The 15,051-nt window shown below is 69.8% G+C and carries 15 protein-coding genes; 11 read left to right on the forward strand and 4 right to left on the reverse strand.

What is annotated here, in order from left to right:
* Positions 1–168: 168 nt before the first annotated feature.
* The 6 genes from U5K29_08575 to lipA all read left to right on the forward strand — a co-directional run bounded on the left by U5K29_08575 (position 169) and on the right by lipA (position 8,326).
* Positions 169–1,764 (forward strand): circularly permuted type 2 ATP-grasp protein, encoded by a 1,596-nt coding sequence (locus tag U5K29_08575; GenBank protein MDZ7678595.1) that lies wholly within the window; start codon positions 169–171, stop codon positions 1,762–1,764.
* Positions 1,761–2,738, forward strand: a complete 978-nt coding sequence (locus tag U5K29_08580; protein MDZ7678596.1) for an alpha-E domain-containing protein — start codon at positions 1,761–1,763, stop codon at positions 2,736–2,738. The genes U5K29_08575 and U5K29_08580 overlap by 4 nt, the downstream gene beginning before the upstream one ends.
* Entirely contained in the window at positions 2,735–3,649 is a 915-nt protein-coding gene (locus tag U5K29_08585; GenBank protein ID MDZ7678597.1) for a transglutaminase family protein, read from the forward strand. Before U5K29_08580 ends, U5K29_08585 begins: the two co-directional genes overlap by 4 nt.
* 160 nt (positions 3,650–3,809) lie before the next feature.
* Entirely contained in the window at positions 3,810–5,252 is a 1,443-nt protein-coding gene (lpdA, locus tag U5K29_08590; protein ID MDZ7678598.1) for a dihydrolipoyl dehydrogenase, read from the forward strand.
* A 33-nt stretch (positions 5,253–5,285) separates the two neighbouring features.
* Positions 5,286–6,665 carry a dihydrolipoamide acetyltransferase family protein gene (locus tag U5K29_08595; protein ID MDZ7678599.1) on the forward strand — a complete coding sequence of 460 codons (1,380 nt, stop codon included), beginning with the start codon at positions 5,286–5,288 and terminating at the stop codon, positions 6,663–6,665.
* Positions 6,665–8,326 (forward strand): lipoyl synthase, encoded by a 1,662-nt coding sequence (gene lipA, locus U5K29_08600; protein MDZ7678600.1) that lies wholly within the window; start codon positions 6,665–6,667, stop codon positions 8,324–8,326. The genes U5K29_08595 and lipA overlap by 1 nt, the downstream gene beginning before the upstream one ends.
* Before the next feature lie 40 nt (positions 8,327–8,366).
* Here the strand turns inward: lipA and U5K29_08605 are convergent, their stop codons facing one another.
* Positions 8,367–9,653, reverse strand: coding sequence for an MFS transporter (locus U5K29_08605; protein MDZ7678601.1), 1,287 nt, complete (start codon positions 9,651–9,653; stop codon positions 8,367–8,369).
* A 39-nt stretch (positions 9,654–9,692) separates the two neighbouring features.
* Positions 9,693–9,986, reverse strand: a complete 294-nt coding sequence (locus tag U5K29_08610) for a hypothetical protein (protein ID MDZ7678602.1) — start codon at positions 9,984–9,986, stop codon at positions 9,693–9,695.
* Between the two features lie 84 nt (positions 9,987–10,070).
* Here U5K29_08610 and U5K29_08615 point away from each other — a divergent pair, with 84 nt between their 5' ends.
* The 5 genes from U5K29_08615 (at position 10,071) to U5K29_08635 (ending at position 14,279) form a co-directional block, all read left to right on the forward strand.
* A complete protein-coding gene (locus U5K29_08615; protein ID MDZ7678603.1) occupies positions 10,071–11,201 on the forward strand; it encodes a Xaa-Pro peptidase family protein in 1,131 nt (376 codons plus the stop codon).
* 22 nt (positions 11,202–11,223) lie between these two features.
* A complete protein-coding gene (locus tag U5K29_08620; GenBank protein MDZ7678604.1) occupies positions 11,224–12,081 on the forward strand; it encodes a hypothetical protein in 858 nt (285 codons plus the stop codon).
* Positions 12,082–12,151: 70 nt separating this feature from the next.
* Positions 12,152–12,568: a universal stress protein gene (locus tag U5K29_08625; protein ID MDZ7678605.1), complete on the forward strand. Its 417-nt coding sequence runs from the start codon at positions 12,152–12,154 to the stop codon at positions 12,566–12,568.
* A gap of 80 nt (positions 12,569–12,648) precedes the next feature.
* Positions 12,649–13,461: a VOC family protein gene (locus U5K29_08630; protein MDZ7678606.1), complete on the forward strand. Its 813-nt coding sequence runs from the start codon at positions 12,649–12,651 to the stop codon at positions 13,459–13,461.
* 56 nt (positions 13,462–13,517) lie between these two features.
* On the forward strand, positions 13,518–14,279 hold the full coding sequence (locus U5K29_08635; protein MDZ7678607.1) for an SDR family NAD(P)-dependent oxidoreductase: 762 nt from the start codon (positions 13,518–13,520) through the stop codon (positions 14,277–14,279).
* On the opposite strand, the gene U5K29_08640 is transcribed toward U5K29_08635, so the two are convergent.
* Together U5K29_08640 and U5K29_08645 are read right to left on the reverse strand one after the other, a co-directional pair.
* Positions 14,246–14,482, reverse strand: coding sequence for a hypothetical protein (locus U5K29_08640; protein ID MDZ7678608.1), 237 nt, complete (start codon positions 14,480–14,482; stop codon positions 14,246–14,248). The two genes, U5K29_08635 and U5K29_08640, sit on opposite strands and share 34 nt — an antisense overlap.
* The gene (locus tag U5K29_08645) at positions 14,482–15,018 is read right to left on the reverse strand and encodes an MFS transporter (GenBank protein MDZ7678609.1); all 537 of its coding nucleotides are present in this window, start codon (positions 15,016–15,018) and stop codon (positions 14,482–14,484) included. Before U5K29_08645 ends, U5K29_08640 begins: the two co-directional genes overlap by 1 nt.
* Between the last annotated feature and the right edge of the window lie 33 nt (positions 15,019–15,051).

Below are 15,051 nucleotides of genomic sequence, written 5' to 3' on the forward strand. Positions count from 1 at the left end.
CGGGGTCACACCGGCGTCCTAACCTGGCAGCCATGAGCACCCGCCGTCTCATCGTTGCCGCCCTGTTGTGCGGGCTCGCCATCCTGGTGGCGTTCACCATCCAGGTGCTGATCGCGACCTGATGCGCGGCGAAACGTTGCGTTCACAGCCGGTGGATACGGTGAGGCCATGACCGGGGGACTGTTCGCCGGATACGACCACGATGGCTTCTTCGACGAGGTCTTCACCGCCGACGGCGAGGTTCGCCCGCACTACCGGGCACTGGTGGCGCGCCTCGGCCTCTTCAGCGCCGACGAGCTGGCTCGTCGCGAGCGGCTCCGCGATGCCGCCTTTCGAACCCAGGGCATCACCTTCACCGTCTACGGCGAGGAGGAAGACGTCGAGCGGACCTTCCCCATGGATCTCATCCCCCGGATCATCCCGCCCGACGAGTGGGCCGAGGTCGAGCGCGGTCTGGTGCAGCGCGTCGACGCGCTCAACCGGTTCCTCGACGACCTCTACGTCGGCGAGCAGGCCATCATCCGCGACGGCATCGTCCCGCGCTGGATGGTGCTCTCCTCCGACGGGTTCGAGCGCCAGGCCGCGGGCCTCGCCGTCCCCCACTCGTCGCGGTGTGTCGTGGCCGGCATCGACCTGGTGCGCGACGCCGATGGCACCTACCGGGTGCTCGAGGACAACCTTCGCAATCCCAGCGGCATCTCCTACGTGCTCGAGAACCGGGCGGCGATGACCCGTGTGCTGTCGCTGGCCTTCACCGATCATCGGGTGAGGTCGGTCGACCACTACGGCGCGATGCTGCTCGGGGCGCTGCGGCACGTTGCGCCCCCCGCCGCGGGTGACGATCCCACCGTGGTCGTGCTCACCCCCGGTGTCTACAACTCGGCCTACTTCGAGCACGCCTTCCTGGCCCGCCAGATGGGCGTCGAGCTGGTCGAGGGCCGCGACCTCGTGGTCGACGACCACGTGGTCTCGATGCGCACCACCCACGGCCTGCGCCGGGTCGACGTGATCTACCGACGCATCGATGACGACTTCCTCGATCCGGTGGTGTTCCGCCCCGACTCCCAGCTCGGGGTGCCGGGGCTCATGGCCGCGGCCAGGGCCGGCACCGTCACCATCGCCAACGCCGCGGGGAACGGCGTCGCCGACGACAAGGCCATCTACGCCTTCGTGCCCGAGATCATCCGCTACTACCTCGGCGAGGACCCCATCCTCGCCAGTGTTCCCACCTACCTGCTCGACGAGCCCGACCACCGGGCCGAGGTGCTCGACCGTCTCGGCGACCTGGTCGTGAAGCCGGTCGCCGAGTCGGGCGGCTACGGCATGCTCATCGGTCCCGCCGCCTCCGACGCCGAGATCGAGGCGTTCCGTCACAAGCTCGAAGCCGACCCCCGCGGGTACATCGCCCAGGAGGTGGTGTCGCTGTCGCGGCACCCGACGCTCATCGACGATCACCTCGAAGGTCGTCACGTCGATCTACGGCCCTTCGTCATCTCGGGCGAGAAGATCGAAGTCATCCCCGGCGGGCTCACCCGGGTGGCGTTGCGGCGCGGCTCGCTGGTGGTCAACTCGTCCCAGGGTGGCGGATCGAAGGACACCTGGGTCCTGGCCCCCGACCGCGACCTGAAGCGGCCCGGCGATCGGGCCGAGGGTGCCGAGCTCGAACGGGTCGAGGGCGACGATCGGCGTGAGACCACCCAGATGCCGGCGGTTGGGGTCGACGGCGACCAGACCGAGCACACCCCCGGAGGTGTTCAGCCATGATGCTGTCCCGCCACGCCGAGAGCCTGTTCTGGCTCGGCCGCCATCTCGAGCGGGCCGAGTACTCGACGCGGATGCTCGACGTCACCTACCACAGCCTGCTCGAGTCGGCGGCGTGGGAGTCCGAGCGGGCCTGGCGCGACCTGCTCCAGGTGCTGCGCTCGGAATCATCGTTCGACGAGCTCGGCCGGCCCGCCACCTCCGAGGCGGTCAACCGGTTCGTGATGGTCCAGCGCTCCAATGCCGACAGCGTGGTCGCGTGCATCGAGCGGGCTCGCGAGAACGCCCGCAGCGTGCGCGAGCTGATCCCCACCGAGCTGTGGCAGTCGCTCAACTCGTTCTACCTCGCCTTGCACTCCCGAGACGTGGCCACCGACCTAACCGAGCAGCCCTACGACCTCTACGAGATGGTCAAGCAACGGTGCCAGACCATCACCGGGGTGCTGGCCGACACCATGGCCCGCGACGACGGCTGGCGGTTCGTGACCATCGGCCGGTACCTCGAACGAGCCCAGATGATGTGCCGGCTCCTCGCCATCCGCTATCAGAACCTGAGCGACGTGTCGTTCCACCAGTGGCTCGCCGCCCTCAAGTCGGCGTCGGCGGCCGAGGCGTTCCGCAAGGCCTATCGCGGCTCGCAGGACCCCACCGACGTCATCGAGTTCCTCCTGTTGTCGCCGGTGTTTCCCCGCAGCGTGTTCTTCTCGTTGCGCCAGGCCGAAGCCGAGCTCGACATCCTCGGCGCCCAGTTCGGCCGGATCACCCGACCCCAACGGCTGCTGGGTCGGATCCGCGCCGGACTCGAGTTCACCGACATCCACGAGCTGCTCCAGAGCGACCTGCGGCTCTACCTGGTCGATGTCGAAGGCGGCATCCGGTGGGTGGGCGAGTCGGTCGCCACCGAGTACTTCCGCAACTCGCACGAGTTCGCGCCCTTCGTGCCCACCGGGCCGGTTCCCACCGGAGGTCGATCATGAGGTTCGACATCCGCTACCGCTCCACCTTCACCTACGAGGGGTTGGTGCGCGAGTCCCAGAACGAGCTGCGGGCCTGCCCCACCTCGGACGACCGTCAGCAGCTCATCGGCTACCGCGTCACCACCAACCCGTCGGCTCGGGTGGCGTCGTCGTTCGACTACTGGGGCACCCGCGTCGACGCCTTCGGCATCAGGGCCCCGCACCTGTCGCTCGAGGTCGTGGCCGAAGCCGCGGTCGAGACCAGCCAGGGCCCGATGGTCACCACCGCCCCCCGGCTCGATGCGTTGGCCGACGAGCAGTTCGTCGACACCCACTGGGAGTACCTGCAACCGTCCGGCCACACCCATTGGGGCGACGCCGTCGCCGCCGCGGCGGCCCGCCAGCGCGACTACGTGGGCACCGACGTCGTGAGCCTGGTGCTGGCCCTGCACCGCTTGGCCGGGGCATCGATCACCTACACGTCCGGGTCGACCGCCATCGGCGTCGACGTCGAGGAGATCCTCGCCGCGGGCCAGGGCGTGTGCCAGGACTTCGCACACCTGGCGGTGGCGCTGTGCCGGACGGTCGGTGTGCCCGCACGGTATGTGTCGGGGTACTTCTTCGCCGCCGACGATGCTACCGGGGCCGACGCCGACGCCGAGGTGGTCGAGGTGGCGACCCACGCCTGGTTCGAGGCGGCGATCCCGGGGTTCGGGTGGTTGGCGCTCGACCCGACCAACCAGCGCGAGGTCGGGTTGCGCCACGTCAAGATCGGTCACGGCCGCGACTACGACGACGTGCCCCCGCTGCGGGGCACTGTCGCCGGTACGGCCGAGCACGGCGTCGATGCCGCGGTGGAGATTCGCCGGGTCGCGGCGGTCGGCCCGCAGTGGCAGCTCGCCCAGCAACAGCAACAGCAGCAGCGGGGATAGGGCTAGTCGATCCGTCGCCGACACCTTTCTGTGAAGCGAAAAGCGCCACCCAGGTCGGAAACTCTTCACAGATCGGTGCCAGGGGGTCGAGTGGTCCGGCGCACCCGGTCAGAGCGGGAAGGTTCGGCGGTAGGCTCCACGGTCGAACGCATCGTTGGAGGTGGTCCCTACGGCTGAGAACGAGAACCCCGAGTCCGGCACCGGGTCGGAGCACTTCGATGTGGTGATCATCGGCGGGGGCCCCGGTGGTTACGCCTCGGCGCTCTATGGCGCGTCGGCGGGACTGAACATCGCGATGATCGAGCGCAACAAGATCGGCGGCACCTGTCTGCACGTCGGCTGCATCCCGGCCAAGGCGCTGCTCGAGACCGCGACGGTGCTGCGAACCACCGACCACGCCAAGGACTTCGGTGTGCTCGCCGAGTCGTCGGGGGTGGACCTTGGTGTCACCCAGGACCGCAAGCAGGGGATCGTCGACAAGCTGGCCGGCGGGCTCGTCGGGTTGCTCGAGAACCGCTCCGTCACCCTGTTCGACGGCACCGGCAGCCTCGATGCCGACCATCGCACCGTGCAGGTCAGCGGTGGCGAGTCGGGCGATGTCGCCATCACCGGCGACTCGGTGATCCTCGCTGCCGGCTCGGTGCCGCGCACCATCCCCGGCTTCGACATCGACGGCGAGTTGGTCGTGACCTCCGACGAGGTGCTCGAGATCCGCGACCTTCCCGAGAGGGCGGTCGTGATCGGTGGCGGCGCCATCGGGTGCGAGTTCGCATCCCTGCTGTCCGATCTGGGTTCGAAGGTCACCGTGCTCGAGGCGCTGCCCAAGATCCTGCCCGGTCTCGACTCCGACATCACCAAGGTGGTCGAGCGCTCGTTCAAGAAGCGCAAGGTCGAGGTCCGCACCGATGTCAAGGTCACCGGCCACACCCCGGGCGAGTCGGGCACCAGCGTCGAGTTCGGCGACGGCGAGTCGGTCGACGCCGACCTGGTCGTCGTCTCGGTCGGACGGCGCCCGTATCCCGACTTGTTGGGACTCGACCAGACCGAGGTGTCGGTGTCGGATCGTGGCTTCGTCGAGGTCGACGAGAACTGCCGCACCTCGGTCGAGGGCGTGTGGGCGGTCGGCGACCTCATCGCCACCCCCCAGCTCGCCCACATCGGCTTCGCCGAGGGCATGGTCGCCATCCGCGACATCCTCGGCGAGGATCCCCAGCCCATCGACTACGACCGGGTGCCGTGGTGCATCTACTGCCACCCCGAGGTCGCCTTCTCCGGACTCTCCGAGGATGCCGCCAAGGAGGCCGGCCACGACGTGGTGGTGGCCAAGCATCGCTTCGGAGGCAACGGTCGGGCGATGATCGTCGGCGAGGCCGAGGGCATGGTGAAGGTCATCGCCGAGAAGAACGATGACGGCACCGGCGGCCAGGTCCTCGGCGTGCACCTGGTCGGCCCCTGGGCCACCGAGCTGCTCGGCCAGGCGTACCTGTCGGTCAACTGGGAGGCCACCGTCGCCGAGGTCGCCCACTTCATCCAGCCCCACCCCACGCTCGGCGAGGCGTTCGGCGAGACGATGATGTCGCTCACCGGTCGCTCGCTGCACTAGCCCCCGAACCCTCAACCGGAGGACTCTCCCCCCATGTCCGAGGTCACGATGCCCCAGCTCGGTGAGACCGTCACCGAGGGCACCATCACCAAGTGGTTCAAGCAGGTCGGCGAGCAGGTCGCGGTCGACGAGGTGCTCTTCGAGGTCTCGACCGACAAGGTCGACTCCGAGGTGCCGTCCCCCGAGGCCGGCTACCTGGCCGAGATCAAGGTGCCCGAGGGCGAGACCGTCGATGTCGGCACCGTGCTGGCGGTGCTCAGCGATGCGCCGCCGGACGGTTCCGCTCCCGCCGGCGACACCGCCGAGGCCGAGCCCGAACCCGCCGGCGACACCGCCGAGGCCGAGCCCGAGCCTGCTCCAGCCGAAGAGCCCGAGCCAGCAGCACCGGCACCGGCACCGGCACCAGCACCGGCACCTGCGCCCGCGACCAAGCCCTCGGGCGACGGCCTGCTGTTGTCGCCGGTGGTTCGTCGCCTGGTCAACGAGCACCAGATCGACCCCTCCCAGGTCGAGGGCACCGGACCGGGGGGCCGCATCACCCGCTCCGATGTGCAGAAGGCGATCGAGAACGGCACCGCCCGCACCGGCGAGCCCACCCCCGCCACCCCTTCCGACACCGCGCCTGCCGCCGCATCGGCACCCGCGCCCGCCGCTGCGGCCCCGTCGCGGGCGGCGCCCAGGCCGTTGGTCCGCACCGGTGAGCGCGACGTCTCGGTGCCGCTCAACAACATCCGAAAGCGCACCGGCGAGCACATGGTGATGTCCAAGGCGACCTCACCGCACGTGCTCACCGCCGTCGAGGTCGACTTCGAGTCGGTCGAGCGGATGCGTCGGGCCCACGGCGCCGAGTGGAAGGCCCAGGAGGGCTACTCGCTCACCTACCTGCCCTTCATCGCCCGGGCCCTGGTCGATGCCATCCGCGACTTTCCCCACGTCAACGCCTCGGTCGGCGAGGGCGAACTGATCGTCCACGACTACGTGAACCTGGGGATCGCGGTCGACATCGACTTCGAGGGTCTGCTGGCCCCGGTGCTGCGCGACGCCGAGACCAAGCGGCTGCGGGCCATCGCCCGAGAGATCGTCGATCTCGCCAACCGGACCCGTTCCAAGCAGCTCTCGCCCGACGATCTGGCGGGCGGGACCATCACCATCACCAACCCCGGCCAGTACGGCACGATGATGCAGTTCCCGATCATCAACCAGCCCCAGGTGGCGATCCTCTCCACCGACGGCATCAGCCGCAAGCCGGTGGTGGTCACCGACGAGCACGGCGACGAGTCGATCGCCATCCACTCGGTGGGCGTGCTCGCCTTGGCCTGGGACCACCGGGCTTTCGACGGCGCCTACGTGGCCGCGTTCCTCGACCGCGTGCGCGAGGTCATCCAGACCCGCGACTGGGAGGCCGAGCTGTAGTGCTGCGGGTCCGCTGGCTCGGGCGGGTCGCCTACCGCGACGCCCACGCGCTCCAGCACGGGCTGTTCGAGCGATCGTCCGACGATCACCTGCTGCTACTCGAACACCCCCACGTCTACACCCTCGGGGCCCGCGCCGATCGTTCACACGTGCTGGTCGATCCGGCCACGGTGGGCGCCGAGCTGGTCGATGCCGACCGGGGCGGCGACGTCACCTATCACGGGCCCGGCCAGCTGGTCGGGTACCCCATCGTGTCGGTTCCCGGCGTGCGGGGTGGGGGTATGGCCGACACCGTCGCTTACGTCACCTCGGTCGAACAGCTCCTGATCGACACCCTCACCGACCTCGGCTTTGCCGACGTGGGCCGGCTGCCGGGCTATCCCGGGATCTGGTTCGGTCCCGACTCCGACCGTCCTCGCAAGGTGGCGGCCATCGGGGTGCGACTCTCACGTGGTCGGTCGATGCACGGGTTCGCGCTCAACATCAACCCCGACATGGCCATGTTCGACCACATCGTCCCCTGTGGGCTCGACGCCATGGAGGTCACGTCGCTGGCGGAGGAAGGCTTCGACGGCGAGCTTCGCGACGTGGTCGAGGCCCTCGTGCCCCGCGCCGTCGAACGGTGGGGGAGCAGCGGCTGGGAGCGCGCCGACGTGGTGTGGCGCGAGCGGCCCGAGGACCTCACGCCGTTCAGTCGGGGTGCCGGGAGCGGGCCCCCCGAGACGTCGGTGCGACTGTCGGGCCGCCTCGCCGAGGCCGGGGTCACCGACCGGGTGGCCATCGACGAGCGCAAGCCCGACTGGATGCGGGTCCAGCTGCGCACCAGTCCCGACTACCTGCGGCTCAAGTCCACCATGCGCGAGCTCGACCTGGTGACCGTGTGCGAGGAGGCGGGCTGTCCCAACATCTACGAGTGTTGGGACGACGGCACCGCCACCTTCATGATCAACGGCGAGCGCTGCACCCGGGCCTGCGGGTTCTGCCTGGTCGACACCCGCAAGCCCGCGCCGCCGGACCCGTCCGAGCCCGAGCACGTCGCCGAGGCGGTCGAGCGCATGGGCCTCGACTACGTGGTGCTCACCACCGTCGCCCGCGACGATCTCGACGACGGAGGAGCGGGCCAGTTCGCGGCCACGATCGGGGCGATTCGGTCCCGGCGGCCCGAGGCCATCGTCGAGGTGCTCATCTCCGACCTCAAGGGCGACCCCGCCTCGTTGCAGATCGTCCTCGATGCCCGGCCCGACGTGGTCAACCACAACGTCGAGACCGTCCCCCGACTCCAGCGGGTGGCCCGCCCCTCGGCGTCCTACGCCCGCAGCCTGGCCGTGCTCGCCCGGGCGAAGGCTGCCGGGTTCACCACCAAGTCGGGCCTGGTGCTGGGCATGGGCGAGACCTTCGACGAGGTCGTCGCCACCCTCGCCGATCTGGCGGCGGTCGGCGTCGACATCGTCACCGCCGGCCAGTACCTGCGACCCACCGCCAACCACCTGCCGGTGGCCCGGTGGTGGACCCCCGACGAGTTCGACGCCCTGGCGGTCGAGGGCGAGCGTCTGGGCATCGCCCACGTCGAGGCCACCCCGCTCACCCGGTCGAGCCACCACGCCAAGGCTGCGGCCGCCAGCGCCGGGTTGAGCGTCGAGGCGCACCTGGCCGAGGCCTGACCCTCGAGATCGCCCCTGGCCTGGGCAGCACCACCGTCGCTCACCGGCGGTCGGCGGTGTCTTCCAGTTCGTGGCCTCGGGTCTCGGGGAGCAGGGCGAGCAGCCCGGCCATGAGCGCGGCGGGCACGAAGACGACCACCGCGGCGAGATCGAACCGGTCGAACCGGTCGGCGATCGCCCCGAAGGCCAGCAGTCCCACGACCGCGCCCGACACCCCGGCGGCCACGGTCCAGCCGGCGACGGTCGCCCGGATCGAGGTGGGGAACAGCTCGGCGTGCAGGGCCCCCGCGGCGGGGGCGAACACCGATCCGGCGAGCACCGCGAGGAGGTAGCCACCTGCTGCTGCGGGCGCGGTGCCGCTGTAGGTGACCATGCCCGCCACCGCCACACCGACCAGTCCCACGCCGGCGGTCGGTCTCCGACCGTACCGGTCGGCCCCCCACCGGCCGAGCAAGAGGCCCGCCAGACCGGTGAACCCGGCACCCACGACCAGTCCGGCGGTCACCACCGTCGACAGTTCCAGGATGCCCTCGGCGTAGAGGAACACGAAGCTGTTGGCCGGTCCGGTCACCACGGCGATGCCGAAGCCCACGCCGAGCACCGGCAGCAGGCGCCCACGGAACCGACGTTGCACCGCACCCAGCACCGGCAGGGCATGTTCGGCCTCGACCGTGGCGATCTGGAAGCGGTCCGGTTCGCTGACCCAGCGGCTGGCCGCGACCACCAGCACCATGGCCACCAGGGCCAGGGCGAACACCGGCCGGAAGCTGACGTCGTCGCCGAGGAGGCCGCGGAGCACCGCGAACAGGCCGGCACCGATCCCGAACCCCGCAGCCAGCAGGGCGATGGCACGGGTGCGGTGCTCGGAGCTGGTCTGTTCCGCCGCGCTGGTTGCGGCCACGGCGTTGGCGGCGGTGAGGAGTGGGCGGCTCAGCGCGAAGAGGGCGACGAACCACCAGTAGCCGGGGCTGAGCGCCGCCAATCCGACGATCGAGAGGCCGACGGCGGCGAAGCCGATCAGGGTGCGACGCCTCCCGGCGCGGTCGGCGATCCCGGCGAGGGGGAGGCTGAGGATCGACGCCGACCGGATGATGGCCAGACCGATACCGAGCACGGTGCCCGAGAGTCCCGCCTGCTCGGCCAGGGAGAGGTCGTCGCCGTCGGTGACGGTGCCGAACTCGGCGGCCACGTCGGCCAGCGCAGCGACCACTCCGAACTGTCCGAACCCCGCGGCGGCGGCCACCAACGCCAGGCTGAGCACGGGGGCATCGAGCCAGCCGTGGAGCTGTGGAGCGCGTGGGGCAGGTGGCGGCGCGGTCGGGTCCATCGGTGGCCGGAACCTACCCGACCTCGGGTGGGCGACGGGTCAGGTCCGGCGCGAGGGGACCGTGCAGGCGCCGTCGTTGCGCTCGGCCTGCCGGATGAGCCACAGGCCCCGTCCGGTGCCGGCGACCCAGACCGAGGCGATGATGATTCCGGCGAGTACCGCGTGGTCGCGGAGCACAGCCCCCACTGCGGTGCCTCCGAGCACGACGGCGAGGATGCCGAGGGTGAGCGGAAGGTGGCACGGGCAGGCGAGGAAGGACACCAACAGCCACAGGCGGCCCCGCTTCTCGAGATCGACCGGTTCGATCGGTCGGGGCGAGGTGGTGAGCTCCATCCGCCCATGATACCCCAAGGGGTACTCCGACGGGCGCCGGTGCCGCCGGTCCCGGTGGGTGGCGCCGCCATCTACGCTGGTGGGATGGTCAGCCAGCGCGCCGACGCGATGTTCGCCAATCGACTCGACCGGGTGCGGTCGGCGATGATCGACCAGGGCGTCGATGTCCTGATGCTGTCGGTGGGCGCCGACCTTCCGTGGCTCACCGGCTACCACGCCATGCCCCTCGAACGGCTCACCATGCTGGTGGTGCCCGTGGACGGCCAGCCGACCATGCTCGTTCCCCGCTTGGAGGTGCCGCGGGTGGTCGAGCGGCCCGAGGTGTTCACCGTGGTCGGCTGGGACGAGACCGACGACCCGATCGAGGCCACCGCCCGCCTGGCCGGACCCGCCCGCACCGTCGCTGTCGGCGATCAGACCTGGGCGCGGTTCCTGGTCGAGCTGTTGCCGCTGATGCCACAGGCCGCGTGGCGGCGGGCCAGCGAGGTGATCGGCCCGCTGCGGGCGGTGAAGGAGCCCGCCGAGGTCGACGCGCTGCGCCGAGCGGCCGAAGCGGTCGATCGGGTGGCCGTCGCGCTGGCGGGCGGCGACATCCCCCTCATCGGTCGCACCGAGGCCGAGATCTCCGCCGAGCTGGGGCGCCGCATCATCGACGAGGGCCACGAGCGGGTGAACTTCGCCATCGTGGCCGCGGGCGACAACGCGTCCAGCCCCCACCACCACCCCGGGTCGCGGGTCATCGGCCCGGGCGAGGGCATCCTCTGCGACTTCGGCGGCACTCTTGTCGAAGACGACGGGGTCGGCTACTGCTCCGACATCTCCCGGTGCGTGTTCACCGGCGAACCCCCGCCCCAGTTCGCCGAGCTGTACTCGGTGTTGCAGGCCGCCCAGGCCAAGGCGGTGGAGGCCGCCACGGTGGGCACCCCTGCCGGCGCGGTCGACGCCGTCGCCCGCGACCTCATCGCCGCCGGCGGGTACGACGGCTACTTCATCCACCGGCTCGGCCACGGCATCGGTGTCGAGGAGCACGAAGATCCGTACCTGGTCGACGGCAACGAGGCGCCGCTGGTGGCCGGCAACGCGTTCTCGATCGAGCCGGGGATCTATGTACCCGAACGATGGGGTGCCCGGATCGAGGACATCGTGGTGGCCGCTCCCGATGGTCCCACGGCGTTGAACCAGGCCAGCCACGACCTCGCCGTGGTGGAGGCATGACGCCTCGGGTGGTGCGGGCGCGGTGATCGCACTCGACGCGGCCACCGTCTTGTTGCAGTGGGCGGTGGGGGGCCTCTTCTTCCTCTGGATCACCACCCGCCGCCGCGAGGTGGGCATCGGGTACGGCTGGTTGATGCGGAGCACCTATGGGCTGATGGCCCTCGCCGCGCTGGGCATCGGTGTGCGCTTCGGCGGTGACGCCCCCGTGCGGGACATCTCGTCGGCCCTTGTCGTTCTGGCGACCGGCGTCGCGCTGGTGGTGTCGGTGCAGCGCCGCACGGCCGGGGTATCGGGTCAGCGTCAGCTCGCCGAGCAGCGATCGGCACGGGTCGCGACCATGACCGGCATCGAACGGGCCGAAGCCGACAAGGACGCGGAGGCACCCGAGTTCCCGCCGATGCTCGACCTCGTCGCGCCTGCCATCGGCCTGGTCGGCCTGGTCGCCGGTGGCGTTGCTGCCGGCGAACCGGTCGCCCTGTCGATCGCTCGGATCGTCGCGGGGGCGGCCTTCCTCGGCGCGGTGTCCGACGCCATGCTTCTCGGCCACTGGTACCTGGTGCAGCCGGGGTTGGCTCGCGGCCCGCTGCTCGAGCTGGTCTGGTGGACCGCGGGGATCTGGCCGGTGCACCTGGTGGCCTTCCTCTGGCCCACCGGCATGATGTCGGCCGTCGCCGGCGACATCGACGACGGCTACAACGGGTTGCTGTCGTGGTTCTGGGTGGCGTGCGCGGCGACCACCATCGGTTTGGTGTTGGTGACCAGGGCGGCGCTGCGCGAGCGGCAGTACTCGGCGGTCATGGCCGCCACCGGCCTGCTGTACCTCGCGATCTTGACCGCCTTCGGCCAGGATCTGGTGGCCCGGGCGATCCTCGCGCCCTGATCGGCACGCGACGGCTCGAAGCGGCGTAGGCTGCGGCGAGGTCCCGTCGATGTGGCAGGAGGAAGCCAGCATGCATCAGATGGTCGTCGGGTTCGCCGACGTCGACACGGCTCGCCAAGTGGTTCGCGAGGCGGCCGAGCTCGCAGCCCAGACGGGTGCATCGATGCACATCGTCACCGCCATCGACGAAGACGCCACAACCGTGGTCGACATCGGAACCGATCACTGGGAGATCCGCACCCTCGACCAGGCCGAGGAGGCGGTGCGCAACTTCATGGTGACCCTGTCCGACAAGGTCGACTACACCGTCGGCGTGTTCGAGGGGAAGCCCGCCGACGTGTTGATCGCGGAGGCCGAGCGTCTCGACGCCGACCTCATCGTGGTTGGCAACGTGCGCATGCAGGGGCCGGGGCGCCTGCTCGGCAGCGTGGGCAGCGCCGTCGCCCACCATGCCCCGTGCTCGGTGCTGATCGTCAAGACGACCTGAATCACCCGAGGTCTCATCGCTCCATCCGCTCATGGCACGGGCTAGAGTCAGAATACAGTTTTGATTCTAGGAGGTGGGAAGTGGTTGAGCGACCCCTCTTCGATCACGTGGCGATCGTGGTCGATAGCTGGAGAGACGGGTTCTCCATGCTGGTCGACCGTCTCGGCGGTCGCTGGTGTCGGGGAGGGGCCGCAGGTGATTTCGCGCCCTGCCAGTTCGCCTTCGTCGATGACATGAAGGTGGAGCTGCTCCAGCCGGGAGAGGTCGAGGGGTTCGTCGAGCGGTTCCTGGAACGGCAGGGTCCTGGTGCCCACCACCTCACCTGGCACGTTCCCGATCTGGACGACTTCATCGCGGGTTGCGACCTCCTCGGACTCGAGGTCATGCCGGACCATCTCGACCTTCCTGGGCGAAGGGAGGCGTTCGTTCATCCCAAGGTGAGCGGCTTCGGAACCCTTGTGCAGGCGATCGAGAGCGACGAACGCTACGACGAGGCCCAGTCCCATCCGCCCGACATCCCACTGCCCACCGGCGAGCCCATGGAACTGGTCTGGGTCGCGTTGGCGGTGCCCGACCTGGACCTCGCCACCGCGTTCTTCGGACGCACGGTCTCAGGCACCCGCCTGGCGTCCGGACGTGGCTGGTCCATCATGACCTGGGAGCGCGGTCGACGGCTGCTCTTCCTCGACATGGGTGTCCGACATCTCGAGGGGCCGGGTGTCGACCACCTCTGCTTCGCTCCCTCGGGTGGTGCCATCCCGGAGGTGGACCAGCTCCTGGGGGTGGTCGATGACCTGTCGATCGAGCGCACCGGTGTCCGGTACGTGGTGCTCGACGGCAGCGAAGCCGATGCGGCGATGCGGGTTCGTCCCCAACCGGAGAGCCGAGGATGAGAACCGAGCACCACCCTTCGCAAGGGGAGTCCCCCGTCGACCGGGGAGTTGCTGTGGTGACCGGTGCCAGCCGCGGCATCGGTGCCGCCATCGCGCTCGAGCTAGCTGATGCCGGGTTCAGTGTTGCCGCGGTTGCCAGGACCGCAGAGTCGACCGAGCGCGCAGATGGTTCCCTCGCCGAGACGGTGGCATCCATACGGGCCCTCGGTGGGCAGGCCGAAGTAGTGGTCGCGGACCTCGCTGCACCCGACCAACGGGCCGGTCTGATCGATCGCATCGAGGCATCGATGGGGCCGGTGGAGGCGCTGGTCAACAACGCCGCCGTCGCCTACTACGAGCCGGTGAGCGATCTGTTTCCCAAGCGGTTGAACCTGCTTCTCGAGCTCAACGTGGCGGCGCCCTTCGAGCTGCTCAGCCAAGCCGTCCGGCTCATGCGGGAGCGCGGCCGTGGATGGATCGTCAACGTCTCGTCAGTCACCGCCAAGGTGCCCGACACCGGTGATGGGCCTTCCTCCCTGCCGCTCACTGCCTATGGTCTCACCAAGGCGGCGCTCGACCGACTCACGACCGGTGCGGCTACAGAACTGCGGGGCGAAGGCATCGTGGTCAACTCGCTCTCGCCTGTCGCTGGTGTCGCCACTCCAGGTGCAGTGGCCCGGGGAGTGATCGATCCCGGTTCGCCCGGTGCCGAGCCGCCTGATCTCATGGCCAGGGCCACGCGCCTGCTGGTGACGTGCGAGCCCGAGCTGACCGGTCAGGTGCTCTTCACCGCGCCGTTCCTCGCTCAGCGGGACGGCTCGGTGCGCGGTGGCGCTTGACGGGCCCGCCACCAGCCTGTCGCTCCGATCTCGGCAGCGCTCACCGCACTTCGCGCCGAAACAGTCCGGTGGCCCATCGCGAAGCCGCACATCGTCACGACGATCACCGTGCCCATCCCGAGCATGGTGGCGGGAAGGCCGATGGCATCGGCGAGCATTCCAATGGACAGTGCTGCGAGGCCGAAGCCGCTGTAGCCGAGCATCACGGTGGCCCTAGCCTGAGCGTTCCCTGGCGCGCACGGTGGCGAGACCGGCGGCGACCTTCGCTCAGTGCAGATGGCGTCATCCCGCTGGTTCGGGAACGAGGGCGGGGGAGGCGCAGCGTCAGCGCGATGCTGACCGCGCAGAGGGCCGCGCCGGCCAGCAACACGGCACCGGCACCGAACCGGGCCACGCTGATGAGCACGCCTGCGGCTGCTGGGCCGGCGATGCGGGTGCTCTCCATGCTCATCCGTCCGAGGACGATGGCGTTGTTGAGCGACTCCTTGTCGACGAGGTCGGCGGTCAGGGCCATGCGGGCCGGTCCGTAGGCGAAGGCTGCCGCCTGGATGCTGCTGGCGACCACCAGCATCCAGTAGGCGATCCACCCGAGCACGATCGCCGCGCCGATCCATGCAGAAGTGGTGAGGAGAGCGAACGTGCACCAGGACAGGATCGCTCGCTTGGAGTAGCGGTCCGCGATCACAACCGCCCCAAGGGGAGGTGAGCAACATGGCGAGCCCGAAGCCGACCATGACATTGAAGTAGAATCGTATTCTGACTATACTTCTCT

The organism is Acidimicrobiales bacterium (assembly GCA_034521975.1).
In the GTDB taxonomy this organism is placed as follows: Bacteria; Actinomycetota; Acidimicrobiia; order Acidimicrobiales; family SKKL01; genus SKKL01.